The organism is Deinococcus taeanensis (assembly GCF_020229735.1).
Lineage (GTDB): Bacteria > Deinococcota > Deinococci > Deinococcales > Deinococcaceae > Deinococcus > Deinococcus taeanensis.
Map to the genome: position 1 here is coordinate 1,055,412 of NZ_CP083455.1, position 24,034 is coordinate 1,079,445.

General features: G+C 67.7%; 22 protein-coding genes and 1 tRNA gene. 7 read left to right on the forward strand and 16 right to left on the reverse strand.

Annotation, left to right across the window (positions count from 1 at the left end; translation table 11 throughout):
- Positions 1-56: 56 nt before the first annotated feature.
- Positions 57-1,859 (reverse strand): hypothetical protein, encoded by a 1,803-nt coding sequence (locus LAJ19_RS05150; RefSeq protein WP_225477241.1) that lies wholly within the window; start codon positions 1,857-1,859, stop codon positions 57-59.
- Positions 1,860-2,360: 501 nt separating this feature from the next.
- On the opposite strand from LAJ19_RS05150, the gene LAJ19_RS05155 reads away from it, so the two are divergent.
- The 3 genes from LAJ19_RS05155 to ftsY all read left to right on the forward strand — a co-directional run bounded on the left by LAJ19_RS05155 (position 2,361) and on the right by ftsY (position 5,431).
- Complete coding sequence (locus LAJ19_RS05155) at positions 2,361-4,130, forward strand: protein kinase domain-containing protein (protein WP_432804238.1); 1,770 nt, start codon at positions 2,361-2,363, stop codon at positions 4,128-4,130.
- The gene (locus LAJ19_RS05160) at positions 4,127-4,381 is read left to right on the forward strand and encodes a glutaredoxin family protein (protein WP_225477245.1); all 255 of its coding nucleotides are present in this window, start codon (positions 4,127-4,129) and stop codon (positions 4,379-4,381) included. Before LAJ19_RS05155 ends, LAJ19_RS05160 begins: the two co-directional genes overlap by 4 nt.
- 93 nt (positions 4,382-4,474) lie before the next feature.
- Positions 4,475-5,431: a signal recognition particle-docking protein FtsY gene (gene ftsY, locus LAJ19_RS05165; RefSeq protein WP_225477247.1), complete on the forward strand. Its 957-nt coding sequence runs from the start codon at positions 4,475-4,477 to the stop codon at positions 5,429-5,431.
- An 82-nt stretch (positions 5,432-5,513) separates the two neighbouring features.
- On the opposite strand, the gene argC is transcribed toward ftsY, so the two are convergent.
- The 3 genes from argC to LAJ19_RS05180 form a co-directional block, all read right to left on the reverse strand.
- Entirely contained in the window at positions 5,514-6,557 is a 1,044-nt protein-coding gene (gene argC, locus LAJ19_RS05170) for an N-acetyl-gamma-glutamyl-phosphate reductase (protein ID WP_432804239.1), read from the reverse strand.
- Positions 6,558-6,683: 126 nt separating this feature from the next.
- Positions 6,684-8,975: a protein translocase subunit SecD gene (gene secD, locus LAJ19_RS05175; protein ID WP_225477251.1), complete on the reverse strand. Its 2,292-nt coding sequence runs from the start codon at positions 8,973-8,975 to the stop codon at positions 6,684-6,686.
- Positions 8,976-9,040: 65 nt separating this feature from the next.
- Complete coding sequence (locus tag LAJ19_RS05180; protein WP_225477253.1) at positions 9,041-9,385, reverse strand: hypothetical protein; 345 nt, start codon at positions 9,383-9,385, stop codon at positions 9,041-9,043.
- A 195-nt stretch (positions 9,386-9,580) separates the two neighbouring features.
- On the opposite strand from LAJ19_RS05180, the gene LAJ19_RS05185 reads away from it, so the two are divergent.
- Positions 9,581-10,081: a hypothetical protein gene (locus LAJ19_RS05185; protein WP_225477255.1), complete on the forward strand. Its 501-nt coding sequence runs from the start codon at positions 9,581-9,583 to the stop codon at positions 10,079-10,081.
- A gap of 172 nt (positions 10,082-10,253) precedes the next feature.
- Here the strand turns inward: LAJ19_RS05185 and infB are convergent, their stop codons facing one another.
- Genes infB through rimP form a run of 4 tightly spaced genes read right to left on the reverse strand, consistent with a single transcriptional unit; the run spans position 10,254 to position 14,078 of the window.
- A complete protein-coding gene (gene infB / locus LAJ19_RS05190) occupies positions 10,254-12,059 on the reverse strand; it encodes a translation initiation factor IF-2 (RefSeq protein WP_225477257.1) in 1,806 nt (601 codons plus the stop codon).
- Positions 12,060-12,104: 45 nt separating this feature from the next.
- Positions 12,105-12,332, reverse strand: a complete 228-nt coding sequence (locus LAJ19_RS05195) for a YlxR family protein (RefSeq protein ID WP_225523204.1) — start codon at positions 12,330-12,332, stop codon at positions 12,105-12,107.
- A 60-nt stretch (positions 12,333-12,392) separates the two neighbouring features.
- The gene (gene nusA / locus LAJ19_RS05200; RefSeq protein WP_225477259.1) at positions 12,393-13,577 is read right to left on the reverse strand and encodes a transcription termination factor NusA; all 1,185 of its coding nucleotides are present in this window, start codon (positions 13,575-13,577) and stop codon (positions 12,393-12,395) included.
- A 42-nt stretch (positions 13,578-13,619) separates the two neighbouring features.
- Positions 13,620-14,078 (reverse strand): ribosome maturation factor RimP, encoded by a 459-nt coding sequence (gene rimP, locus LAJ19_RS05205; protein WP_225477261.1) that lies wholly within the window; start codon positions 14,076-14,078, stop codon positions 13,620-13,622.
- Between the two features lie 197 nt (positions 14,079-14,275).
- On the opposite strand from rimP, the gene LAJ19_RS05210 reads away from it, so the two are divergent.
- Positions 14,276-14,350, forward strand: a tRNA-Val gene (locus LAJ19_RS05210).
- 755 nt (positions 14,351-15,105) lie between these two features.
- A complete protein-coding gene (locus tag LAJ19_RS05215; protein WP_225477263.1) occupies positions 15,106-15,348 on the forward strand; it encodes a hypothetical protein in 243 nt (80 codons plus the stop codon).
- Positions 15,349-15,414: 66 nt separating this feature from the next.
- Here the strand turns inward: LAJ19_RS05215 and bshA are convergent, their stop codons facing one another.
- The 3 genes from bshA to LAJ19_RS05235 form a co-directional block, all read right to left on the reverse strand.
- Positions 15,415-16,548: an N-acetyl-alpha-D-glucosaminyl L-malate synthase BshA gene (gene bshA, locus LAJ19_RS05225; RefSeq protein ID WP_225477265.1), complete on the reverse strand. Its 1,134-nt coding sequence runs from the start codon at positions 16,546-16,548 to the stop codon at positions 15,415-15,417.
- A 122-nt stretch (positions 16,549-16,670) separates the two neighbouring features.
- Positions 16,671-18,365 carry a dihydroxy-acid dehydratase gene (ilvD, locus tag LAJ19_RS05230; RefSeq protein WP_225477267.1) on the reverse strand — a complete coding sequence of 565 codons (1,695 nt, stop codon included), beginning with the start codon at positions 18,363-18,365 and terminating at the stop codon, positions 16,671-16,673.
- Between the two features lie 112 nt (positions 18,366-18,477).
- Positions 18,478-19,470 carry a peptidylprolyl isomerase gene (locus LAJ19_RS05235; RefSeq protein WP_225477269.1) on the reverse strand — a complete coding sequence of 331 codons (993 nt, stop codon included), beginning with the start codon at positions 19,468-19,470 and terminating at the stop codon, positions 18,478-18,480.
- 91 nt (positions 19,471-19,561) lie between these two features.
- On the opposite strand from LAJ19_RS05235, the gene LAJ19_RS05240 reads away from it, so the two are divergent.
- A complete protein-coding gene (locus LAJ19_RS05240) occupies positions 19,562-20,626 on the forward strand; it encodes a lipid II:glycine glycyltransferase FemX (RefSeq protein WP_225477270.1) in 1,065 nt (354 codons plus the stop codon).
- 12 nt (positions 20,627-20,638) lie between these two features.
- On the opposite strand, the gene LAJ19_RS05245 is transcribed toward LAJ19_RS05240, so the two are convergent.
- The 5 genes from LAJ19_RS05245 to LAJ19_RS05265 form a co-directional block, all read right to left on the reverse strand.
- The gene (locus tag LAJ19_RS05245) at positions 20,639-21,250 is read right to left on the reverse strand and encodes a hypothetical protein (RefSeq protein ID WP_225477271.1); all 612 of its coding nucleotides are present in this window, start codon (positions 21,248-21,250) and stop codon (positions 20,639-20,641) included.
- 1 nt (position 21,251) lies between these two features.
- A complete protein-coding gene (locus tag LAJ19_RS05250) occupies positions 21,252-21,800 on the reverse strand; it encodes a GNAT family N-acetyltransferase (protein WP_225477272.1) in 549 nt (182 codons plus the stop codon).
- A gap of 62 nt (positions 21,801-21,862) precedes the next feature.
- On the reverse strand, positions 21,863-22,246 hold the full coding sequence (locus tag LAJ19_RS05255; protein ID WP_225477273.1) for a diacylglycerol kinase: 384 nt from the start codon (positions 22,244-22,246) through the stop codon (positions 21,863-21,865).
- Positions 22,247-22,251: 5 nt separating this feature from the next.
- Positions 22,252-22,719: an rRNA maturation RNase YbeY gene (gene ybeY / locus LAJ19_RS05260; protein ID WP_225477274.1), complete on the reverse strand. Its 468-nt coding sequence runs from the start codon at positions 22,717-22,719 to the stop codon at positions 22,252-22,254.
- Positions 22,720-22,824: 105 nt separating this feature from the next.
- The gene (locus LAJ19_RS05265) at positions 22,825-23,880 is read right to left on the reverse strand and encodes a PhoH family protein (protein WP_225477275.1); all 1,056 of its coding nucleotides are present in this window, start codon (positions 23,878-23,880) and stop codon (positions 22,825-22,827) included.
- Positions 23,881-24,034 lie beyond the last annotated feature (154 nt).

Sequence of the window (24,034 nt, forward strand, 5' to 3'; positions counted from 1 at the left end):
CCATCCTATGCGAGAAGCACACCGATGACCAACCCTGAGCCCACCAGTCCCTGCGGTCAGTTGGTGCCGCGGATGTCGGCTGTGGTGGCCCCGGCTGCGTCTGAGCCCGGCACCGGCACGTCGTGCGTGAGGGCCGCGCCGAGCCACTGCCCGTGGCGCACCAGCAGGACATTCACGTCCGAGAGGCGCACGACCAGCAGGTCATGCAGAATCAGCGGTGCCAGGCCCGGAAGCATGATCACCAGTTCCCCCTTGTAGTCCGGGCGGACCGTCGCCGCCCGCCCTTCTATCAGCAGCGTCAGCGGTTCGTCGGCCAGCTGCACGCTGGCGAACGGCGCGCCCGGCACCAGCGAGACGCGCTCGGCCACCACCGGCGCGGGCAGGGTCTCCGGGTCGTGCAGCGCGACGTGCAGCGCCGCGTGCAGCCGGTCGGCCAGTACGCGGTGCAGGCCCAGGGTCTGCGCGGCGTTCCGGAAGGCCTGAGCCGCCTCCTCCGGGTTGACGCGGCTCAGGCGGACGCACAGGGTCTCCACGCCCTTGCGTGCGAAGGCCAGAAGCACGTCCGGTGTGGCGTCCCGGTAGCGGCGCGCGCTGTCCGGGGTGAGTTTTTCCACCTGCAGCGCGCCGCCCCGCAGCAGCTGCGCTGCGGCGCGGGCCAGGCGCAGGAACGCGAAGTCCATGCTGGCGTCCAGCAGCAGCGACACCGCGCGCGACAGGGACGCCCGGCGCCCCAGCTCCAGCGCCGTCTGACTTTCCACGAGCAGCAGCAGGTACGCGCCGCTGATGAACGCCCGGAACTGCGAGTCCGGCAGGCGCAGCGTCTGCGTGCGCTCCTGCGGCGCAAGGCCCGGGCGCAGGAGCGCCAGCTGCGAGCCCACCTGCAGCTGCCAGTTCGGGCCGATCGGCTGCCACTCGATGTTCAGGCCGCGCCAGCGGGCCGAGCCCCCACCCCTGAGAAAGATCGTCAGGCGCTCCGCTCCGTCGTCCGGGCCGCGCATGGCGCTTGGTGCGTTCGGGGAGTACAGCACGCTGCCGTGCGGCACCGCGTTCATGGCGGGCTTCGGAACCGAGTCCAGAATGCCGTCCAGGAAGCGCCCCACCTCACGCGCCGCCTCACGGATCGCGGGCCGTTCACGCGGGTCGCGGGGCAGCGGAAACTCGGCCTGCAGCGCCCGGATCAGCGTGGCGCGCGCCTCATGCGACATCGGTTCACGCTCTGCCGCCGCGATGCGCGCGGCCAGCACGTCCTCGTCCGGGTGCCGGGGAAACGGTTCGGCGTGTACGGCCGACAGGGCCGCGCGCACGCGCGTGCGGCCCTCGTCCGTCAGCAGCAGCGCCGACAGGGCCTGTGCGAGCAGCCCCGTCACCTCCGGGTCGTGCAGGTCCATCAGGGCGTCATGTGCCGGCGGCACGGGCAGCGGCTGCGTGCCGGGCCGCGCGAGCCGCTCGGCGTTCTCGATCACGGTGTACAGCACCCGCAGGTGCCGGAAGGTGGGTTCCCGCTGCCAGCGCAGGGTCAGGTCCCGCGCCTGCAGCGCCGCCCGGTGGTGCCACAGCAGCAGCTGCAGTTCCTCCCAGGCGCGCACCTCTTCGGTGTCGCCGGTGGTGGGGGCGTTCCAGGTGCTGGGTCCTGTGTGCCCCTGGCGGGGCGGTGGGGCTGCGGCCCGGTTGCCCTGGTGCAGCCGGTACGTCCGGTCCGCTTCCATCAGGCGGCGCAGCAGGGGCGGCTCCAGCGGCGCGCCCAGCAGTTCGTCACGCAGCAGGGCCAGGCCGCGTCGTCCTCCGCGGGGCACGCGGCCCTCCACGAGGTCCGTGACCTTGTACTCGTAGAGTTCCACGAGTTCCATCCAGTGGGTCACGGGGACCTTCCGGGCGCCGGGAGCAGCGGCATGTGAGGCATCCCGCTCAGTATGACCGCTGGCGCGCACACCTGTCAGGGCTCCCGAATGGCCCACGCGCGCAGGCCACCTTTATGTAAGGCGCCCGTGTCAGCCTCCCTGTATAACAGGTGCAATGAAGTGTCACCGCACTCCTTCCGTTCCTCCCGAGGCGCGGGCGTGATTCCCCTGCTGCTCGCGTCTCTGTTCGTTGTGGGCGTCTTCCTGGCGGTCCGTGCCTCCGAGCGCCTGCTGAGCATCATCGTGGGGGGTGCCGTGGCGCTGATTGCCCTGCTGATGGGGGCGCTGGCGCTGGGTGTGGGCGGCCCGCAGGGTGAGGGCCTGAACTTCGGGAATCTCGACCGGGCGCAGACTGTGTTGGCCCTCGCGGCGTTCGTGGTGGTGACCGGGGCGTACCGGATGGGGCGCGTGGTGCTGCCCACCCTCGACCGGCCCGGGCGGCCCGTGAAGGTCCAGCGCACCATGAAACCCACCCTGAGCACGCGGCGCAGCACCCTGACACAGGTGCAGTCCACCGTTGACCTGCGCTTTCAGGATTACGAGGTGCTCGACCGCATCGGTATCGGCGGCATGGGCAGCGTGTACCGCGCCCGGCGCCGGCAGGACGGCCGGATCGTGGCCCTGAAGGTCCCGCAGGACAAGTACCTCGCGGACGCCAAATTCGTGAAGCGCTTCTACCGGGAGGCGGAAGTTCTCAAACGGTTCAGTCACCCGAACATCGTGCGGGTGTACGACTACCGCATGCAGGACCCCGAGCATTACATTTCCATGGAGTTCCTGGACGGCGACAGCCTCGAATCCGTGCTGGAGCAGCGCAGCCTCAGCTTCAACGAGTGCGCCCAGCTGATGCGCGCCCTGGCCGACGCTCTGCGCCACATTCACATGCAGAACGTGGTGCACCGCGACATCAAACCGGCCAACGTGATGCTGCTGAAAAACGCTTTCATTGACGGCGTGCTGCGTGAGGGCGGCGTGAAACTCATGGACTTCGGCATTGCCGTCGGAAAGGTCCTGACGCGCCTGACCATGACCGGCGCACGCGTCGGCACGCCCATCTACATGGCGCCCGAGCAGGCCAAAGGCAACCGCGTGGACGCCCGCAGCGACGTGTACTCCCTGGGCCTGCTGGCCTACGAGATGGCCACCGGACAGACCGCCTTCAAGGGCAGTTACGAGGCCGTGGTGCACCAGCAGGTGTTCGAGTACCCCAAACCACCCAAGCAGGTGCGTCTGGAAGTGCCGGGCAAACTGAACGACCTGATCCTGCACATGATCGAGAAGGACCCCGCCTCGCGGCCGGCCCTGGACGACGTGATCGCCCGCATTGACGCCGGGATCCTGACCGACGAGGTGTTCAACGACCCCGTTGCCCTGGCCCTGAGCGTGCAGGAGAAACGCGGCACGCTCCGCCTGCTGGACCTGAAGGGCAAACTGCGCGCCACGCTGCGCGATCAGAGTGCCCAGGGCATGCCCGGCGCGCCGAACGCCATGGCCAGTGATCACGAAGGGAACCTGTACGTGACCCTGCTCGACTACCGGCAGGGCCGGGCCGGCGCCCTGGTCCGCAAGCTCAACCCGGACGGCCGGGAACTCCTGTCCTTCGGGGCGTACGGTCTTGGTGAGGGCGAACTGCTGCAACCGGTTGGTATCGCCGTGTCGCAGGGACAGGTGTACGTGCTGGACGCCGAAGCGCACCACGTGGCCGTGTTCGACCTGGAGGGGCATTTCGTGCGGCGTTTTGGCGGGCACGGGCAGGGTATGGGGCGCTTCGAGCGGCCCCGCGCGATTGTCGCGGCGCCCGACGGGCACGTGTACGTTCTGGACACCGGCAACAATGAAGTGCAGCGGTTCACGCCCCAGGGCGAGTACATCAGCCGTTTCGCGTTCCGGCTGGACCGTAACAGTGACAGCCTCAGGCCCCTGGAAGGCCTCGGCGTGGACCAGTTCGGCGCGGTGTACATCGTGGACAGCGTGGCCCGCAAGGTCCGTAAGATTGAGGCCGACGGCACGCCGGGCCTCACCTTCGCCATGGACACCCTGGTGGGCGAGCCCACCGACGCTCCGTGGCTGATTCAGGTGGGACCGGAAGGCCAGATGTACGCGGTGCGTCAGGGCGGGCAGGTGCTGCGCACGTACTCCAGCGTGGGCGATCTGCTGACCTCCAGTGACATGTACGCGCCGGTGCAGGCCATGACCCTGGTCGCCCGGCCGCACGCCGCCGTCCCGGCATGACCCTGCCCGCCCTGACCCTGTACACCCGGCCAGGGTGCGGCCTGTGCGACCTGGCCTGCACGAACCTGGAGGCGATGGGCTTCACGTTCCAGCGGGTCAACGTGGACCTGGATCCTGACCTGCGTCGCCGCTTCGGTGATGACGTTCCGGTCCTCGCTGCCGGGGAACGCGTGCTGGGAAAGGGCAGTTTCAGTCGTGCGCGGCTGGGCAGCCTGAAGTTGCTGCTGATGCGCGGGTCGCCGCCCGGCTGAAGGGCCCGGCGGGCCAGGGGCACGCGCCTGCTCCTGGGGACGCTATGGTGAACGTATGCACCCCACCTTCTCCCGCCCCGCCGGAGCCGCCGCGTGAGCTGGCTTGAACGCCTCCGGGACGGGCTCAGCAAGACCCGCAAGCAGATCAACGACACCGCTGGTTTCCTGGGCACGGACGTCCGGGACGTGCTGACCAACCGCCTGGAGACCATCGAAGACCTCGAGTACGCCCTCATCGCCGCGGACGTCGGCCGGGCCGCAACGGATGAGATCCTCGAGGACGTTCGCCGCGCCGAGGGCCGCAACCTTCAGGACGCCCTGATGGACGCCCTGACCCTGCAACTCGAGCCGGATGCGCGCCGCGCCGAGTTCCGCAAACTGGGCTTCGCTCCGGAAGCGCGCCGCAGCAGCGTGGACCCCAAAGGGCACGTGGTCATGGTGATCGGCGTCAACGGCGTCGGGAAGACCACCACCATTGCCAAGCTCGGCCAGTACTACATGACCCGTGGGCGGAGCGTGATGTTCGCGGCCGGCGACACCTTCCGCGCCGCCGCAGGCACGCAGCTGGGCGTATGGGGCGAGCGCCTGGGGATCCCGGTGGTGCAGGGGGCTGACGGCAGTGACCCCGCCGCCGTCGCCTTTGACGGCGCGAGCGCCCGTGCCGCGCGCGGCACTGACCTGCTGCTCGTGGACACCGCCGGGCGCCTGCACAACAAGCACAATCTGATGGAGGAACTCAAGAAGGTGCGCCGCGTGATTGACAAGGCCGACCCCGGCGAACCTGCCGAGGTGTGGATGGTGCTGGACGCCGTGACAGGCCAGAACGGGCTGCAGCAGGCCAAGAAGTTCCACGAGGCCACGCCGCTGACCGGGGTGATCGTCACGAAGCTGGACGGCACGGCCAAGGGCGGCATTCTGATTCCGATCGTGCGTGAATTGGGCGTGCCCATCAAGTTTATCGGGGTGGGCGAACAGCCTGAGGACCTGCAGCCGTTTGACAGCCGTGAATTCGTCCGTGCGCTGTTCGATGTGAACATTCCCCGGGACTGAGAACGGCCTGCGCGGAGCGGGCACAACGCGCGGCGGCCCCCACCGGCATGGTGGGGGCCGCCGCGCGTGCTTCCACCCGGGTTCAGGCCGGGTGCAGGCCGGTGAACTCCAGACCGGTCGTTTCGGGCCAGTCGTGGGCAATGTTCAGGCTTTGAATGGCGTGCCCGGCCGTGCCCTTCACGAGGTTGTCGATGGCGCTCATCAGGACCACGCGCCCGGTATCCATGTCCATCTCGAAGCCCAGATCGCAGTAGTTGGTTCCGTCCAGCAGCATGGGGTCCGGGTAGCGGTGAATTCCCTTGGCGACCTTCACAATCCGGATAAAGGGCTCCTGGCTGTACACCTCGCGGTAGGCGCTCCACACATCGCGGTCACTGTACCCGTCGGGAATCCAGGCCTGCGCCGTGGTAAGAATGCCGCGCACCCGTGGGGTGCTGATTGCCGTCAGGTGCAGCGGGAAGTGACCGGGAAGTTCCTGCTGCGCCTCGGCGGTATGGCGGTGACCGACCGGTTTGTACACGCGCAGGCTGCCGGCCCGCTCCGGGTGGTGGCTGCCGTCGCTGGCGCTGGCGCCGGCGGCGCTGCTGCCCACCAGGCCAGTGGCAATGATGTCCTTGGGCAGCAGTACGCCCAGTTTCAGCAGCGGGTACAGGGCCAGGATGACGCTGGTGGCAAAGCAGCCGGCGCAGGCGATGCGGGTGGCACCCCGCAGGTCTTCGCGGTGAAGTTCGGGATTGCCGTACACCCATTCGCCGAGCCGGTCCGGGGTGGGGTGGTCCTCGCCGTACACCGCGCGGTAGACCTCGGGGTCTTTCAGGCGGAAGTCGGCGGAGAGGTCCACGATGACCTTGCCCCGGGCTTCGTAGTCACTGATCTTCTTTGCGGCGCTGCCGTGCGGAAGGGCGAGCACGATGATGTCGGCCTCGTCGAGGTCCGCGGCCCGGCGGAATTTCAGATTGGTGCGGCCGCGCAGGTTGGGGTGCACCATGCTGACGGGTGTCCCGGCGTTCCGCTCGCTGGTGACCTGGGTGACGTTCAGCTGAGGGTGACCCAGCGCGAGACGGAGGAATTCGCCGCCGGCGTAGCCACTGCCGCCGACAATGGCGACGGTTTTCTGGTCGTGCATGCTCATCGCCGGGCAGCATACCCCGCTGCCCCCCGACCTGTCGAGTGATATGTGTAACTGTTTATTGATATTTCAAATGAAAGGTGGCTGTGGGGTCGTCCCCACAGCCACCCGGTCAGCCTCGACTCAGGCCTTCACGGTCTGCGCCCCACCCTTGCGCCGGCGGTTCCACTCCTCGAAGTACACCACCAGCGGCGCCACGATGTAAATGCTGGAATACGTCCCGATCAGGATGCCCACCAGCAGCACCAGGCTGAAGTCCCGCAGCACCGGCCCACCGAAGATCAGCAGGCTCAGCAGCGGCAGCATGGTGCTCACGGACGTCATGACCGTGCGCGACAGCGTCTGGTTGATGCTGGCGTTCACGATGTCCCGGTACGATTTACCGCGCATCTCCCTCATGTTCTCGCGAATGCGGTCCGACACGATAATCGAGTCGTTCAGCGAGTAACCGATCAGCGTCAGCAGCGCCGCCACACTGGCAATCGAGAATTCCAGCCCCAGCAGGGAGTACAGCCCCATCACGATGCCCACATCGTGCAGCACCGCCAGGATGCTGCCCAGCCCCATGATGAAGTCGAAGCGGAAGCCCACGTAGATCAGAATCAGACCCATGCCCAGCAGCACCGCATACAGGGTCTTCTGCGTCAGCTCCTGTCCCACAGCCGGCCCGACAGTCTCGTCCGACTGTTTCTCACCCTGCGGCAGCTTCTCGACAGCGGCCGCCACACGGTTGATTTCCGCACGCGTAAGCTCCGGAACCTTCACGGTGTACGACGCACCCTCCACACCCGGCGTGACCGTCCGCTGAATCACCGTGCTCTGGCCGTTGACCTTCTCCACCCCCGCGCCCGTCACAGCCTCGCGGACCTGCTCGGTCGTCGTCGCGCTGCTCGTCTTGACCGACATGGTCGTACCACTCGTGAAGTCCACCCCGAAGTTCAGGCCCCGCGTGGCGAGCACCGCGCCGCCCGCAATGGCCAGCAGCACGCTGAGCGTCGTGATGAAGGGCGCCGGCCTGATGAAGTCAATGTGCGTGTCCTTGATCCACTGCGGCGCGCTCATGTTCGGCCGGCGCTGCGCCAGCCACTGAATGAACCACTTGGCGAACACCAGGTTCGAGAACGTGGACGCCACCACCCCGATGATCAGCGTGACCGCGAAGCCCTTCACGGGACCGGTGGAGTAGTTGTACAGCGCCAGCGCGGACAGCAGGTGCGAGGCATTCACGTCCAGAATCGCGGCCGTGGAGTGATCGTACCCGGCCCGGATGGAGTTCTTGATGCCCTTGCCGCGGTACAGCTCTTCCTTGATGCGCTCGAAGGAAATCACGTTCCCATCGACCGCGGCGCCGATCGTGAGCACCAGACCCGCGATGCCCGGCAGGGTCAGCGTGGCCCCGAAGCCAGCCAGCATGCCCAGAATCACGATGCTGGAGAACAGCAGACCCAGCGCCCCCACCAGACCGAACCAGAAACCGTAGTAGCCGAACAGCATCACGAACACCAGCCCGATGCCCACCAGCGCGGCAATGGCGCCGCTGCGAATGGCATCCGCCCCCAGGCTCGGACCGATCGCGCGCTCCGCCTCCGTCTTGATCTTGATGGGCAGCGCGCCGGACTTCAGCACCAGTGCCAGCTGGTTCGCCTCATCCGCGTCGAAGTTCCCGGTGATCTGCACGTCACGGAACAGCCGCTGCTGAATGGTCGCCACACTCTGAATCTGATCGTCCAGCACCACCGCCATCAGACGGTTCACGTTCTTCCCGGTGAAATCACCGAACGTCTGCGCGCCCTTGTCGGTCGTCTGGAACGTCACGACCCAGCGGCCCGACTGCGGATCCGTCGCGGCCTTCGCGTCTGCAATCACCTCACCGGTGGCCTCCACCGGCCCCAGCTGCATCAGCGTGTACCCGCCCGTGCGGGGGTTGCTCTGCGCCAGCGCCTGATCCGGCTGCGCGCCCTGCTGCACAATCCTGAACTCCAGTCGCGCCGTCTTCTGGATGATGGCCCGCGCGCGGTCCTGTACGGCCGGGGTGGCGCCCGGGATTTCCACCACCACACGCCGCCCACCCGCGACCGTCACGGTGGGTTCGGCCACGCCCAGCGCATTGATGCGGTTCTCAATCACTGTCTTGACCCGCTCAAGTTCATCCTTCGTGGCGGTTCCTGTCTCGGGCGCCAGCTCAATACGCAGGCCGCCCTTCAGGTCCAGCCCCAGGGTCATGAACTGGAACTTGTCATTCCACAGGCTCCACGGGGTGGCCTGATGCTGCCAGGGCCGCCAGATGAACGCCAGCGAGGCCAGCAGCGTCAGCAGCAGCAGCAGGCCCGTCCACAGATTTGGTCTACCGGCCGTCGGTCCGCTGCCACGCGGCGCGGGACGACCATTCTTGTTGCGTTTGTTACCGTAGGTCACGAGATACTCCAGAAAAAAGAAAGGAATGAAACGACAGGCCAGACTGCACCCCACCGGGCGTTCCTTCAGCCCCCGTCAGCCTGACGTCGCCCCAGCTCACTCAACGACACCCGCCGTGACGGCGCCGCCCACACCGGCACCCAGGGCGCCAGGGCCGGCCTGACGTCCGGCAGCCGGAACGGCCGCGGCGGTTCGCCCGCCGCCAGCGGCACCGGCACGCCGGGCGCCGGTGCCGGGCGCAGCTCCGGCAGGGCCGGGGTGACACTCCCGGCAGCCCAGCGCACCCCCGGCTCCGGCAGGCTCGGCGGCGTGCCCAGCAGCACCGCCAGCAGCGGCAGCAGCGGGAACAGCCCCGGCCAGCCCAGCAGCGCACGCTGCCAGACCCGCAGAAAAGAACGAGGGAATCTCAAGGCGACCCAGCATAGCAGACCCCCGCACTGTCAATTAGCAGCCTCTTAACACGCGGGGGCCACACTGCGCCTGTGGCTGAACTCCGGAGCTCAGCCCACCCCGCTGCGGGCCCGCCCCCCCGCCCGGCCGCGTCATGACCGGCCCCCGGCCCTCCCGCTGGCCCGTCCCTCCTCACCCCCACGGAGCGTGCCCCCATGAAGAACCGCCTGCCCCTGATTGCCTTCGCTGCCCTCCCCCTGACCGCCGGACTGGTGCTCGCCCAGCAGGGCGCCGCTACCTCCCAGACGCCGCAGCGCGTGCAACCCGCTCAGCCCGGCCAGCGCAGCCCGGCCCAGCAGAACCAGACGCAACCCGCCCAGCGCCCGCAGCTCAGCGGGACCAACTACGCCGACGCGTACCTCAAGAACCTCGCCCAGCAGCTCGGGGTCACGCCTGAGAAACTCAAAGCCGCGGCCGTGAAGGCCGGGACCGCCACCATCGACGCCGCATTGAAAGCCGGTGACGTTCCCAGCGACCGCGCCGCGGAAATGAAGCAGCGTCTCGCCGACAACCCCTTCGCCTTCGCCGGGCACGGCCCCGGGGGACATGGCCGGCACGGCGGACCGATGGGCCCCGACGGTCCTCGCGGCGACCATGAAGACCAGGGCGCCTCGGCCCCCGTTCAGAACACCGACGGCAGCCCCAGCGGCACCTGAACCCCTCTCGAACCTGCTGGACCGTGACGCGGCGCCGCGACGGTCTCCCGGGAATCAGAACCAGAACGGTCCGGCCTGGGCACAGACTGTTCCCCCGGCGCCGCTCACCACTGGACAAAACCACCCCCGACCGGCCGGTCGGGGGTGGTTCTCAAAGCAGCCTGGGGAGGCTTCAGGCCTGTTCGACTTCCACCATCTCGCTGGCTTCGATGATGTCGCCTTCAGTGACGTCATTCCAGTCGAGGTTGATGCCACACTCGTACCCGGTCTGCACTTCACGGACGTCGTCCTTGAAGCGCTTGAGGCCGATGATGGTGCCCTCGTACACGACCTGCTTGCCACGGGTGACCTTCGCGCGGGCGTTGCGTTTCAGGCTGCCGTCCGTGACGTACGACCCGGCAATGTTGCCGCTTTTCGGGTGACGGATGACCATGCGGACTTCTGCGCGGCCCAGGTACCGTTCCTCGAACACCGGTTCGAGGTTGCCCTTGATCAGGCGGTCCACCTCGTCAATGAGTTCGTAGATGATCCGGAAGGACTTGATGTCCACGCTCTTGTTCTCCGCGACCTTCTTCACGCCGCCAGACGCCGTGACGCTGAAGCACAGGATGGTCGCCTCGGCGGTGCTGGCCAGCAGCACGTCCCCCTCGGTCGGAGCGCCGATTCCCGCCAGCATCACGTTGATCTTCACGTCGTCGCTTTCCTTGCGCGCCAGGATGCCCTGAATGGCCTCCACGCTGCCCTGCGTGTCAGCACGCAGAATCAGGTTCACGGTGCGGACGCTGCCCAGTGGCCCCATCATCTCTTCCAGGGTCAGGCGGCGCTGCACGCGGGCATTCTCCGCGTCGCGGCGGGTGCCGACCCGCTGAGCCACGAGTTCGCGGGCGGCGTGCTCGTTCTTGGCGCTTGTCACCGTTTCACCGCTGTGCGGCACATCGCTGAAGCCCAGGATCTGCACGGGCGTGCTGGGACCGGCGTCCTTGATGCGGCCGCCGTTGCTGTCCGTCATGGCCTTGATCTTGCCGTAGTTCTCGCCCACAACCAGGAAGTCGCCGACGTGCAGCGTGCCTTCCTGCACCATGACGGTGGCGAGCACGCCGGCCTGCTTGTCCACCTTGCCCTCGATGATCACGCCGCTAAAGGTGCCCTTCGGGTCGGCGCGCAGGTCCTCAATCTCAGCCGTCAGGCTGATGTACTCCAGCAGGTCCTCGACCCCTTCACCCGTCTTGGCCGAGACAGGCACGACGATCAGGTCGCCGCCGTACTCTTCCGGCACGAGGTTCAGCTGCGTCAGGTCCGTCTTGACGCGTTCGGGATCCGCCTGCGGCAGGTCCACCTTGTTGATCGCAACGATCATCGGCACCTTCGCCGCCTGCGCGTGCGCAATGGCTTCGCGCGTCTGCGGCATCAGGCTGTCATCGGCAGCAATCACGATGATCGCGATGTCCGCGACGTTCGCCCCGCGCGCGCGGATGGTCGTGAACGCCTCGTGACCGGGCGTGTCGATGAACACGATGCGGCCCTTACTGGTTTTCGCCTCGAACGCCCCGACGTGCTGGGTGATGCCGCCCGCTTCCTTCGCCGCGACCTTCGTCTTGCGGATGTAGTCGAGCAGGCTGGTCTTCCCGTGATCCACGTGACCCATGATCGTCACGACCGGCGCACGGTGAGGCACTTCCGGTGCAGCGGTCGCCGCCGGTTCCGTCTGCACCTCAGGTTCGGCGACCTGCACGGCGGCCGTCTGAACAGCCGGTTCAGCCGCGGCGGGACTCACGTCGGCAGCGGGCGCAGCGGTAGCTGCTGCGCCGCCCTGGCCGGACTCCTCCGCGAGAATTTCCTTGATCAATTCGACCGTGTCTTCCTCAATGGTGCTGCTCACGCTCTTGTAGGAGACGCCCAGACCATCCAGGATCTCCAGCATCCTGGCGTTCTCGACGCCAAGATCCTTGGCGAGGGTGTAAATACGAACTTTCGACATGCTCACCTCCGGTGAGGCCCGCCGCCCGCCCGGAACAACCGGGAATCAGGCGCGGGATGAATCAGTGGACTGCCGCGCACTCAGCGCCTGCGCAACGCCCGGAGCCTGCGCTCCGAACGCCCGGCGCAACCGCTTCTCCTGCCAGCAGCTTGGGGAATCGGCACACACGTACGCGCCCCGGCCCGACCGGTGTCCTTCCTGCACGCCCCACACGCCGCCCTCACGGGCCACGCGGATGAACGCCGCCTGCGGACGCCGCCGCCGGCACGCCACACACGTGCGTTCCGGGACGTGTCCCGCCGCAGCAGCAGGGAAGGCCGCGCCAGTCAACCCTTACTCCTGAACGTCGTCCGGGCTGGCCGTCGCGACCGACTTGCTGTCCTTGAACAGCGCGTCAAACGCGGACTGGGCGGTCGTCGTGTCGCGGCCCTCCTGCTCGTCCTGCAGGGCCTGCTGCATCGCGGCGTCCAGATCGCTGATCGCGGCCGTTTCACGCAGGTCAATCTTGAACCCGGTGAGTTTCGCCGCGAGACGCACGTTCTGACCGCCCTTGCCGATGGCCAGGGACAGCTGATCGGGCGTGACCGTCACGGTCGCCTCGCGCCGCTCGGACTGCACCTCGATCAAACCCACCTTCGCGGGCGACAGGGCGTTGCGGATGAAGTCACGGGTGTTCGCGTCCCACAGGATCACGTCCACGCGCTCACGGCCCAGTTCACCCGTCACTGCCTGAATGCGGTTCCCGCGGTGACCGATGCACGCCCCGATCGGGTCCACGTTGCTGTTGTGGCTGAAGACCGCCACCTTGCTGCGCTGCCCCGCCTCACGGCTGATGGCCTTGACCTCCACGATGCCGTTGGCGACCTCCGGAATCTCCTGCTTCAGCAGGTAATCCAGCAGACGCTCATCGGCCCGGCTGGCCAGGATCGTCGGGCCCTTGGGGGTCTTGCGAACCTCCTTCAGGTAGATCTTCACGCGGTTACCGGGCGTGAGTTTCTCCCCGGGAATCTGCTCGCGCGGCGGCAGGATTGCCTCACCGGCCCCCAGCTCCACGAACCAGTTCCCCTTGTTGTCACTGCGGACCACCTGCGCGGTCAGCACCTGACCCTCGCGGTCCTTGTACTCGTTGAAGACCACGTTGCGTTCGGTTTCCCGCATCTTCTGCGTCAGCGTCTGCTTCGCGGCCTGCAGTGCGATCCGGCTGAACTTCTCGCGGTCCACGGGAAACTCCATCTCCATGCCCACTTCCACGCCCGGATCGAGCTCCAGCGCGTCGGCCAGGGAGATCTGAAGGTGCTCGTCCTCCACCTTCTCCACGACCTCACGCACCACCAGCACCTCCAGCTCACCACTCTGGGGGTCCAGGTGCACCTCGATGCGTTTGTCCGGCTCAACGTTCCGGGTGTACGCCTGCGCGAGTGACTGCTCGAACGCCTCGATCAGCTGCATCTCGTTGATGTTTCGTGCCTGCGCCACTTCACGCAGCGCATCGGCAAAATTAAATTCCGGCTGGCTCATCTCACTCTTCCTTCGAGTGCCCTGCACTCAGGACTCTGGTACTTAACGGTGACGGTCCGGGAACTCTGCCAGGTTCGCCTGGAAGGTCCCGGCCCTCAGGGTCAGCGGCTCTCCATTCACCGTAAAGGTGATCTGGTCCCCGTCCACCCCGGTCACAGGGGCCGTGAACGACTGCCCCTCCCCACGCACGCGGACTTTCAGGCCCAGCATGCGCTCAAAATGCCGTGCGCGCAGCAGCGGCCGCTTTCCACCTGGCGATTCGAATTCCAGGCGGTACTCCCCGGCAATCGGATCCACGCGGTCAAACTCCACTTCCGCCGCGCGGCTGGCCCGGGTCAGGTCATCAACCGTCACGGGCTGCTCATCCAGACGGTCAATCCGGACCAGCACGACCGGCTGACCCCCCAGGTTCTGGACCTGCACTTCCAGCACCTCATACCCCAACGGCTCCAGCGCCGTACGGGCAATCTCCACAAGTTGGTTGTTTCCGTTGTTATTCATATTGTGTCGGCTGACAGCCAGCCTGAAACCACCCCCTCCACGAAAAAAGGTGGGTTCCCACCCACCCTCCGTTCGAGGAACTACCTTCACACTATACCCCAAATGCGCCTGGGCGCACGCCAGGCATCACAAACGACCGGTAAAACGCCCACCCACTTGCAGCGGCCACTGCATTGGCCTAGTATGTCAGGCCGCGTGGGCGGTTAGCTCAGCGGTAGAGCTCTCGCCTTACAAGCGATAGGTCGGGGGTTCAAATCCCTCACCGCCCACCATCAGCAGACCCGTGCTCAGGCGCGGGTTTTTGTTTAACAGCTCAGAGGGGAGTCTGGTGCGGTTTCCAGTTCAGCTTGGTGGGTAGACGCGGGCAGGTGGAGCTCACGCGACTCTCGCTCGGCCTGGGAACCTGGCGCTCACATTTCTGCGCTGCAAGGCACGTACAGGGCTGTGTCCGCATGGCGTGAGGAGGTAGCGCCAATGGAGCTGGCTCTGTAGCCCTGGCAGCGTCAGCGGTACTGGCCGGTCATCTGTCAGGACCTGATCGGCTCGACCAGCGGCGCGGCGTCCGGTGAACTCCTGAGGCGTGGGCCGAGCCTGATTGGCATGGTCCGGTTCATCAGCATGAGGTGCGGGAACTCGTCACAGTGGAACCCTGACCATCCGCGTGGGCGCCCCGGCCCTCGAAAGGCTGGCCCCAGCAGTGTGCTGATCCAGCCCGGAGTCAGGATGGGTGGCACACAGGAGTACGGGTCAAACGACGTTCCTGGTGGACTTCCTGATGTCTGAACCCTGCTCACACGGGTGCAAGGCCCAAAAAAAGTTTTGAGGGTACACCCCGGCGAGGTGCACTACTCAAGAAGCTGCGGAGCCCTTCTGGGGCGGCGGTAACCGCGAGGCTGGAGGCGCAAGGCCGGGAGAGGGGAAGAATGACGGTACGTGGCATCTGTCGACGACTGTCAGGTGTGCCTGACCCCCAGCGTGTGAGGTTTCCAATGGCTGGGCGGTGAGGCGGTCGGGCAGCATGGCGGGGATGACTGACGTTTCCCCTGAAGCGGCCCAGGCCCTTCGGACTGCGGCCCGCCTGAATGACACCCACGCTTTCACCCTTCGCGCTCAGGCTGACGAGGCAACGTTATTTCCCGCGGTGCGGGAGGCCATGATGGATCTTGCCGACCGTCACCTGAGACTTGCGGCGCACCAGCGTGCCCTGGCCCGCGCGATGGATGATGCCCGGACCTCGTCACGCCATGGTGGTCTGTCCTACAGCGCCTGAGCCAGGTGCAGAGGAGCGCCCCGGTTCTTATGACCGGGGCGCTTCCCTTTGACGTTTCTTAGAGGTTCAGGCGACGGGTTCGCCCCGGACCGTTCGTTCGTACGCTGCGAGGTACTTCGGCACGATTCTCGAGGGATGGAAGGTTTCGACTGCGGCCTGTCGCCCGGCCTGCCCCATCAGCTGGTACAGGTCACGGTTGCGCAGAATGCTCAGGGAGGCGTCGGCCATGCGGTCCACGTCACCCACGTCGGCGAGGAAACCGGTGACGCCGTCCTGCACGACCTCTGGGATGCCGCCGGCGCGCGCTGCCACAACCGGCACCTCGCAGCTCATGGCCTCGAGTGCCGCCAGTCCGAAACTTTCCTGCTGGCTGGGCAGCAGGAACAGGTCGCTGATGCCCAGCACGGTTTCCACATCCGGGAAGGAGCCCAGGAAGTGGGTGCGTCCAATGACGCCCAGCTGCTGCGCGAGTTCAACAGCGCGGGGCTTTTCCGGGCCGTCTCCGATCATCAGGAGCCGCGCGGGGATTTCCGCCGCGACCCGTGCGAACACCTGCACCACGTCCGCGGCGCGTTTCACAGGGCGGAAGTTGCTGACGTGCACGAGCAGCGCCTCGTCCGGGTGAGCGAACCGGGCGCGGATGGTGGGGTCGGTGACCCGCACGAAGCGGTCGCTGTCCACGAAGTTGTGAATAACTTCGATGTCGCGGTCCACGCCGAACACTTCAAGGGTGTGCTCTGCGAGGTAGCGGGAGACGGCAGTGACGTGATCGCTGCGTTCAATGGCGTGCCGGGTGGTGCTGCGGAACGCGGGTTCCAGGCCGACCAGCGTGACGTCCGTGCCGTGCAGGGTGGTCATCACGCGGGTGCGGCCGGTGATGGCGCGGGCGTGAATGGCGGCCGTGGCGTGCGGAATGGCGTAGTGCGCGTGTGACAGGTCCACGCCGTGTTCGAGGATCACCTCGGTCAGGGTGTTCGCGGCCGCGAGTTCGGGGTACGGCTGGTCGAACAGGGCGTAGGCGTAGCCGCCCACCTGATGAAAGTACGGCCCGCGCATGCCGCCGTGCCCGGCGAGCCGGAAAGGCTGGGCAGAGCCCACGAAGTGCACTTCATGCCCGGCGCGGGCGACCTGGAGGCCCAGTTCGGTGGCGACGACGCCGGAGCCGCCGGCGCTCGCGTGGCACAGCACCGCGATCTTCACGCGAGCCCCGGGCCGGAGGCAGAGAGGAAAGCTGACGGATTCATGAGTGACAACTATAAAGGTGGTCTGTCAGGTTGATGGTTGCCACGGTTGCCTTCCCCCGGCCTCCGCCTGCTGGGGGTTCAGTCGGTGTAGGCGCCAACGGCGGCGCTGCTGACCAGCCGGGCGTACTTGGCGAGCACGCCGCGTGTGTAACGGGGCTCTGGCGCCACCCACGCGGCCCGGCGCCGCTCGAGCTCCTCGGCGCTGAGCTGCACGTTGAGGGTCAGCGTTTCGGCGTTCAGCTCGATGATGTCGCCCTCCTCGACGAGCGCGATAGGGCCGCCCACGAACGCTTCGGGTGCCACGTGCCCCACCACGAGGCCGTACGTGCCGCCACTGAAGCGTCCGTCGGTGATCAGGCCGACACTGTCGCCGAGACCTTTGCCGATGATGGCGCTGGTGGGGGAGAGCATCTCGCGCATGCCGGGGCCGCCCCGTGGCCCCTCGTACCGGATGACGAGGACGTCACCGGCGCGGATCTGGTTGCCCATGATGGCGTGCATGGCGTCCTCTTCACTGTTGAACACCCGGGCGGGTCCGGTGATCTTGATGCTTTTCAGGCCGCTGATCTTGGCCACTGAGCCGTCCGGCGCGAGGTTGCCGCGCAGGATTGCGAGGTGACCTTCGGTGTACAGCGGCGTCTGGAACGGTCGGATGACGTCCTGCCCGGCGTCGGGTTCGTCCTGCTCGTCGGCGAGGTTCTCGGCCACGGTTCGGCCGGTCACGGTCAGGCAGTCGCCGTGCAGCAGGCCTTCCTTGAGCAGCATCTTCATGACGCGTGGGATGCCGCCCACCTCGTGCAGGTCGGTGGCAACGTACCGGCCGCTGGGCTTCAGGTCGCAGAACACCGGGGTGCGTTCGCGGATGCGTTCGAAGTCCGCGAGGGTCAGGTCGATGTCGCAGGCGTGGGCGATGGCCATCAGGTGCAGCACGGCGTTCGTACTGCCTCCGACCGCCATGATGACCGTGATGGCGTTCTCAAAGGCTTCTTTCGTGAGGATGTCCAGCGGACGGATGTCCTGCTCAATCAGGCGCAGGAGCGCGCGCGCACTGTCGGCGCTGGAGACGGCCTTTTCGGCGTCCACGGCGCTCATGGTGCTGGAGTGGGGCAGGCTCATGCCCATCGCTTCGAAGGCGGAGGACATGGTGTTCGCGGTGTACATGCCGCCGCACGATCCGTTGCCGGGACAGGCGCGCTTCTCGATTTCCGTGAAGTCTTCGCGGCTGATCTTCCCGGCGCCGAACGCCCCGACCGCCTCGAACACACTGACGATCGTGAGGTCCTTGCCGTCGTAGTGTCCGGGCTTGATGGTCCCGCCGTACACGAAGATGGCGGGAATGTTCAGGCGGGCAATTCCGATCATGGCGCCGGGCATGTTCTTGTCGCAGCCGCCCACCACGATCACTCCGTCGTGCGACATGCCGCGTGACGCCGTCTCGATGGAGTCGGCGATCACCTCACGGCTCACTAGGGAGCACTTCATGCCCTCGGTGCCCATGCTGATGCCGTCGGACACGGTGATGGTGCCGTACACCTGCGGCATGCCGCCGCCCTCCCGGATGGCACCGGTGATGTGATCGGCGAGTTCGCCCAGGCCGTTGTTGCAGGGGGTGATGTTGCTCTGCGCGTGGGCCACGCCGATGATCGGCTTTTCGAAGTCGCCGTCCTGAAAGCCGACGGCGCGCAGCATTGCGCGGTTCGGGGCCCGTTCGTCACCCTGCGTCACCTGATGACTGTTCCAGTTCAACTTGCTTTTGCGCGTGGTGTCCGTCATGCCCCAGGGTAGCGCCGCGCGGCGCCTGGTGCCGCCAGACTGTCAGACAGGGCGCGGTCATCAACGCAGCAGACCCGCTCCCTATAGGGGAAGCGGGCCTGCCTGAGAGACCTTACTTCGTGGCGGGCACGGCGCCCACGCGGTCCGGGAAGCTTTCGCTGCTGATGCGGGCCACCTGGGTGTCCAGGTACTTCTGGGACGCTTCGCGCGCCAGCTGCTCGCGGATCCTGGGCGCGGCTTCCGCCAGGGGCAGCAGGCCGGCCTGGGTGCGCTTGGTGACGACCAGCACGTGCCAGCCGAACTGCGACTGCACGGTCTGCACCTGATTCACGGCGCCCTTGAAGCTGGCCGCGTCGAAGGTGTCCACCATCTCCCCCGGGCCGAAGCAGCCCAGGTCCCCGCCCTGCGCGGCGCTGCCAGGGTCCTGGCTCTTCGCTTTGGCGAGCACCGCGAAGTCCGCGCCGCCCGTGAGGTCCTTGGTGATGGCCTGCGCCTCGGCCTGCGTGGTCACCAGAATGTGCTTCACGCACGCTTCCGGATCCTGCCGGAAGGCGTCTTTGTGCAGGTTGTAGTACCCGTTGACCAGGGCGTCGCCGAACGTGAACCGTTTCTGGATGCCCTGCAGGTACGCGCCCACGATCGCCTGACGTTCCAGTTCGGCGCGCAGTTCGTCGGCACTGCCGTACCCGGTGGCAATCAGGGCGTCCTGAAAGGCGGCGTCCGTCTCGAAGTCCGCGCGGGCTTCCTGCATCTGCTTGTCCAGGGTGCTGGCGTCGGCCTTGTTGTTCACGCGGGCCAGCTGGTACACCGCGCGGTCACGCACGTACTGTTTCAGGAAGTCCCCGCGCGCCTCGGCGAATTCCGTGAGGTAGCTCACCTCGAAGGGGATGCCCTGGGCGTTCAGAACGCGGGCCACCGCCAGCCGGAACGCCCGGTCGAAGTCCGCCACCGTGAACGACTCCTGCCCGACGCGCGCCACAACGGCCGTGGAGTCCTGGGCGGGGGCGGCCGTCGTGGCGGGCGCAGTGGTGGGTGTCGCGGGCGCACTGGTCTGGGCCAGCGCCACGCCCGAGAGCAGCAGGGCGGTCAGCAGGAATCGTTTCACCCCTGCACTCTAGCGTCCGGACGCCAATCGTCCATGATGACGGCGTGAACCGCTCCTGCGTGTTCTGGTGCGCCCTGCTACAATCCCCCCCGTGCGCCTGACCCTTGTAGAAACCTCCGATCCGCGCGTGTACGACGACACGGTGCGGAACCTGCCCATCACCAGCGCCCTGCAGGGCTGGGGGTACGGCGAGGCGCGGCGGACGCTGGGCCAGCAGCCTATGCGTTACCTGATCATGGACGGCAGCCGGACGGTCGGTGCGCTGCAGCTGATCCGCAAACGACTCGTGCCGGGCTTCAGCACCCTGTACGCCCCGCGCGGACCGGCGCTGGAAAACCTGGACCTGCTGCCCGCGGTGGGTGAGGCCGTGAGGAAGGTGGCGCGCCCCACCGACGCCCTGCTGAAAATCGAGCCGCCGGTGCCGTTTCTGGCGTCCGAGGGCGTGACCCTGCCCGAGGAGTACGGCCTGTTCCGCCGGGCCGAGACCGAGCAGCCTGAGCACACCATCGTGGCTGACCTGACCCGCAGTGAGGACGAGCTGTTCGCCGGCCTGCACTCCATGGCGCGGCGCAACGTCCGCACCGCGCAGAAAATGGGTGTCGTGGCGGGCCGGGACGACGACTTCGACGCGTTCTGGGAGATCTTCACCGCCACGAACGAACGCGCCAAACTCGGCGCGTTCCCCCGCGCGTACTATGAGACGATGCTGCGCGAAGGCAACGCGCACGGCGGCGAGGCGTACATCGTGCTGTCGCGCCACGAGGGGCGTGCGCTGGCCGGTGGGTTCTTCCTGGCCATGGGCAAGGGCACGTACTACCTGTTCGGCGGCAGCGTCCGTGACGACCGCATGCAAAGCGACGGCTCCCCCGTCAAGGACGCCAAGGCGCCCGACGCCTTCTACTGGAACGCCATGCTCGACGCCCGGCGCCGCGGCTACGAACTGTTCGACTTCTGGGGCATTCCCCGGACGCTTGACGAGGAGAAGCACTCCTTCGGCGTGTTCAAGATGAAGCTGAAGTTCAGTGAACAGCGCGTCTGGTACCCCGCGTACGACCTGAACCTGAATCCGGCCGCGCCGGCCATCGTGAAGGCGCTGCGCTGGCGCAAGACCCAGAACAACCTCCGCAAGCGCGGCAGCGCCGACGACGTCCTGTAAGCACAGCCGCCCCTAATCCCATTCCCAGGTGCGCCAGTCACTGGCCTTCGCCGTTCCGGACGGCCTGGCGGGCGCCGCTGCGTCCGGCGACGGGAACCAGGGGTAGGCTGCAGCGAGCGCCCGGTCCAGTTGGGTGCGCAGCAGCGCGGACAGAACGTCACGCTCCCGTTCGGTCAGGCGGGGGAGCTCCCGCGCCAGCTGGTCCAGCCGGGCCTCCACCGCCGGCAGGTAAGGCTCACGGGCCTTGCGGACCGCTCCCTTGCGCAGCGGCTGCGGCTGAATGACCGGCACGTACTCGGCTGCGGCACGCTCCAGCTGCTCCTGCCGGGCCTGGGTCCGGGCGGCGCGCGTGCGCTCGGCCCGCTCCCGGGCGTCCGCGGCGCGGGCCTGGGCCGCCAGAAACGCGTCGTCGCGTTCCACCTCCAGCACCCGCGCCTCCTCGTACAGCTTCACTGGGGGCAGTCGGCGGCGGCCCATGCGCAGGCCGTTCGGCCGGGTCCGGTCGTGCTCACCCAGGAACCGCCGGATCAGCGCGGGTGTCCAGCCCCGGTCCTTCAGGTCCTGGGTGGCGACGAACCCCGGCGGGTTCAGCGTCGCGCCGTCTTCCCGGCCTCTGGGCGGCACGTTACGCCCCTCCCGGCCACTCGCGGCGCAGCAGGTCCAGCCGCACGGCGTCGAAGCGCCTGTCGCCGACAGCCCGGGCTTCCCGGATCCGCGCGGCCTCCCGGAACCCCAGCCTCGCGGCGGCGCGCAGCATGCGCTCATTGCCGCTCCAGGTGCTGAACGTCAGAACGTGGGCGTCCGTCTCGTCCAGCGTCGCCTGCACCCACAGGCTCAGGGCGCGCGCGCCCAGGCCGCGGCCCCAGTGCGCCGGGTCGTAGATGAGGATGCCCAGGTCCCACCAGCCGCTCCCCGCCGGGTCCTCCTCGGCCCGGTTCACCATGCCCACCACCACGCCGGCAACGTCAATCACCCGTTCGTTCGGATGGGGAGGGCTGGAGGCCAGCTGCTCAGCGTAGCGTTGCAGGGACGCGGTGGTTTCCTGCGCAGGCAGGTAGGGCGCGTCCCAGGCGCGCCACGCGGCGTCCGGGTCGGTCAGCCAGCGGCGCAGCGTGGGCAGGTCCCGGGGTCTGCGGCCACGCAGGGTCACGCTCGCGGGGGAGAGGTCAGTCACGCGGGCATGCTGCCACAGGGCGGCCTGACGCAGTGCAGGGCTGCGTTTACGCCCCGTTCAGTTCAGGTGCCCCACAGGACGCGCAGCAGCCGGGGCAGCAGCACGTCCGCCGCCACGAGCAGCGCGCCGGCGCTGGCAATCAGCACCGCGGCCGCCGCCACGTCCTTGGCCACCTTCGCCAGCGGATGCACGCCGGGACTCACGAGGTCCACCACCGCTTCCAGCGCCGTGTTCAGCAGCTCCAGGCTCAGCACCAGCGCGCACGCCAGCGCCACCGGGGTCAGGGGCGCGCGCAGCAGGCCGGCCGCGCCCAGGGCCAGCAGCGCCGCCCAGCACTCCACGCGGAAGTTCCCCTGCGTGCGGTAGGCGTGCTGCACACCCGCCCACGCGAAGCCTGCCGAGCGCCACCAGCGGCGCACACTTAGCGCCGAGCCGTCACTGCGCACGCGCCTCAGGTCCCGGCGGGCAGTGCCGTGCGCGCCGCGTCCCACGCGCCGTGGAACACCGCCCAGTCCGGGCCGGTGGCGCCCTCCTCGAAGCCCAGGCCCTCGGCGTGCGGGTGGTCGTGCCCCACAAGGTGCGTCAGGCCGTGACTGGCGAGCAGCGCCACCTCCCGCGCCAGGCTGTGGCCACGCGCGGCTGCCTGCCGCCCGGCGGTGTCCAGGCTGATCACGATGTCCCCCAGGTGAGGCGGCACGAACGGATCGCCCGGCTCCCAGGTGGGGAAGCTCAGCACGTCGGTCGCGGCGTCCTCCCCCCAGTGCTCGCGTTTCAGGGCGCGGATGGTGCGGTCTCCCACCAGGACGACCGTGACCTCACGGTCCGCCACCCCGAAGTGCGTCATGACGGCCTCCAGGCTGGCGCGCAGCGCGGATCTCAGGCCGGCGGGCGGCGTTTTGCGCACGATCAGGTCAATCACGTTCCACAGGGTAGTGGATTTCGCCGCCCCCACGCTGCCCGGACCGGAGGCGCGGTAGCAGCAACCCCTGCCAGAGCGGCAGGGGTCAGAGGAGGGCGGGCGGGATCAGGCGCGGGACGGTGGGTCGCCGTCCCCTTCCGGAATGCTGGCGAACTCGCCGCGCCGCGCCGCGCGTTTGTCCTGCTCGGCGTTCTCGGCAGTTTCGTAGGCTTTGATGATGCGCCCCACCAGCGGGTGACGCACCACGTCCACCTCCGTGAACTCATGCCACGCGATGCCTTCGATGGTGCTCAGCACCCGCTTCGCCACCGCCAGACCGCTCGTGATGTGCCGCGGCAGGTCGATCTGCGTGACGTCGCCGGTCACCACGACCTTGCTGGAAAAGCCCATGCGGGTCAGGAACATCTTCATCTGCTCGCCGGTGGTGTTCTGCGCTTCGTCCAGAATCACGAACGCGTCGTTCAGCGTGCGCCCACGCATGAACGCCAGAGGCGCGATCTCGATCACGCCGCTCGTCAGGTACGACTCGAACTTCTCCTGGTCCAGCATGTCCTGGAGCGCGTCGTACAGGGGACGGAGGTACGGGTCGATCTTGGCCTGCAGGTCCCCGGGCAGGAAGCCCAGCTTCTCGCCGGCCTCCACGGCCGGACGGGTCAGGATGATCCGCTTGACCTTTTTGGCTTTCAGGGCCTGCACCGCCATGGCGACCGCCATGTACGTCTTCCCGGTCCCGGCCGGCCCCACCCCGAAGGTAATGTCACTCTTGTCAATACTTTCGAGGTACAGCTTCTGCCCGGGCGTCTTGGGTTTCAGACCGCGGGGCAGGCTCAGGCCCGCCACCTGCGTCTCCTGGGCAAGGGAGCGGCCCTCGCCGCTCAGGCGCGCGGAGCGCAGCAGGCTGTCCGGCGTGAGTTCCGCGCCGCTGCGCACCACGTCCAGTGCGTCACGGACCATACGCTCCGCGACGCGGACGTCCGCGTCCTCGCCCGTGATGGTGATCGTCTCACCCCGCGCGATCAGTTTTGCCTTGGTCAGTTCGCGCATGCGGCGCAGGTTCGCGTCACCCGCCCCGAGCAGCGCGAACGCCTCGCGCTGATTGTCCAGCGTCACGGTGGCGCTGGCTGCAGGGGTAATGCCGCTGTCCTGGTTGGGCTGTGTCAAATCATCTCCAGTCGCGCGTGGGCGCAGCCTCCCCCCGGTGGGTCGGGGTGAAGGGAAAAAGGGCTTGCGGTCATCGTGAGAGCCTATTGTCCACCGGGCGCCGCGGGCCGGGCGTGGCCCCAGGCACATTGTGCATGCTGAGTCAAGACCTTCA

Excerpts from the sequence above, each read along its gene's own strand:
- LAJ19_RS05160 (WP_225477245.1), top strand. The coding sequence starts at position 4,127 with ATGACCCTGCCCGCCCTGACCCTGTACACCCGGCCAGGGTGCGGCCTG.
- LAJ19_RS05185 (WP_225477255.1), top strand. The coding sequence starts at position 9,581 with ATGAAGAACCGCCTGCCCCTGATTGCCTTCGCTGCCCTCCCCCTGACC.
- LAJ19_RS05155 (WP_432804238.1), top strand. The coding sequence starts at position 2,361 with ATGAAACCCACCCTGAGCACGCGGCGCAGCACCCTGACACAGGTGCAG.
- infB (WP_225477257.1), bottom strand. The coding sequence starts at position 12,059 with ATGTCGAAAGTTCGTATTTACACCCTCGCCAAGGATCTTGGCGTCGAG.
- LAJ19_RS05215 (WP_225477263.1), top strand. The coding sequence starts at position 15,106 with ATGACTGACGTTTCCCCTGAAGCGGCCCAGGCCCTTCGGACTGCGGCC.
- ilvD (WP_225477267.1), bottom strand. The coding sequence starts at position 18,365 with ATGACGGACACCACGCGCAAAAGCAAGTTGAACTGGAACAGTCATCAG.
- rimP (WP_225477261.1), bottom strand. The coding sequence starts at position 14,078 with ATGAATAACAACGGAAACAACCAACTTGTGGAGATTGCCCGTACGGCG.
- argC (WP_432804239.1), bottom strand. The coding sequence starts at position 6,557 with ATGCACGACCAGAAAACCGTCGCCATTGTCGGCGGCAGTGGCTACGCC.
- nusA (WP_225477259.1), bottom strand. The coding sequence starts at position 13,577 with ATGAGCCAGCCGGAATTTAATTTTGCCGATGCGCTGCGTGAAGTGGCG.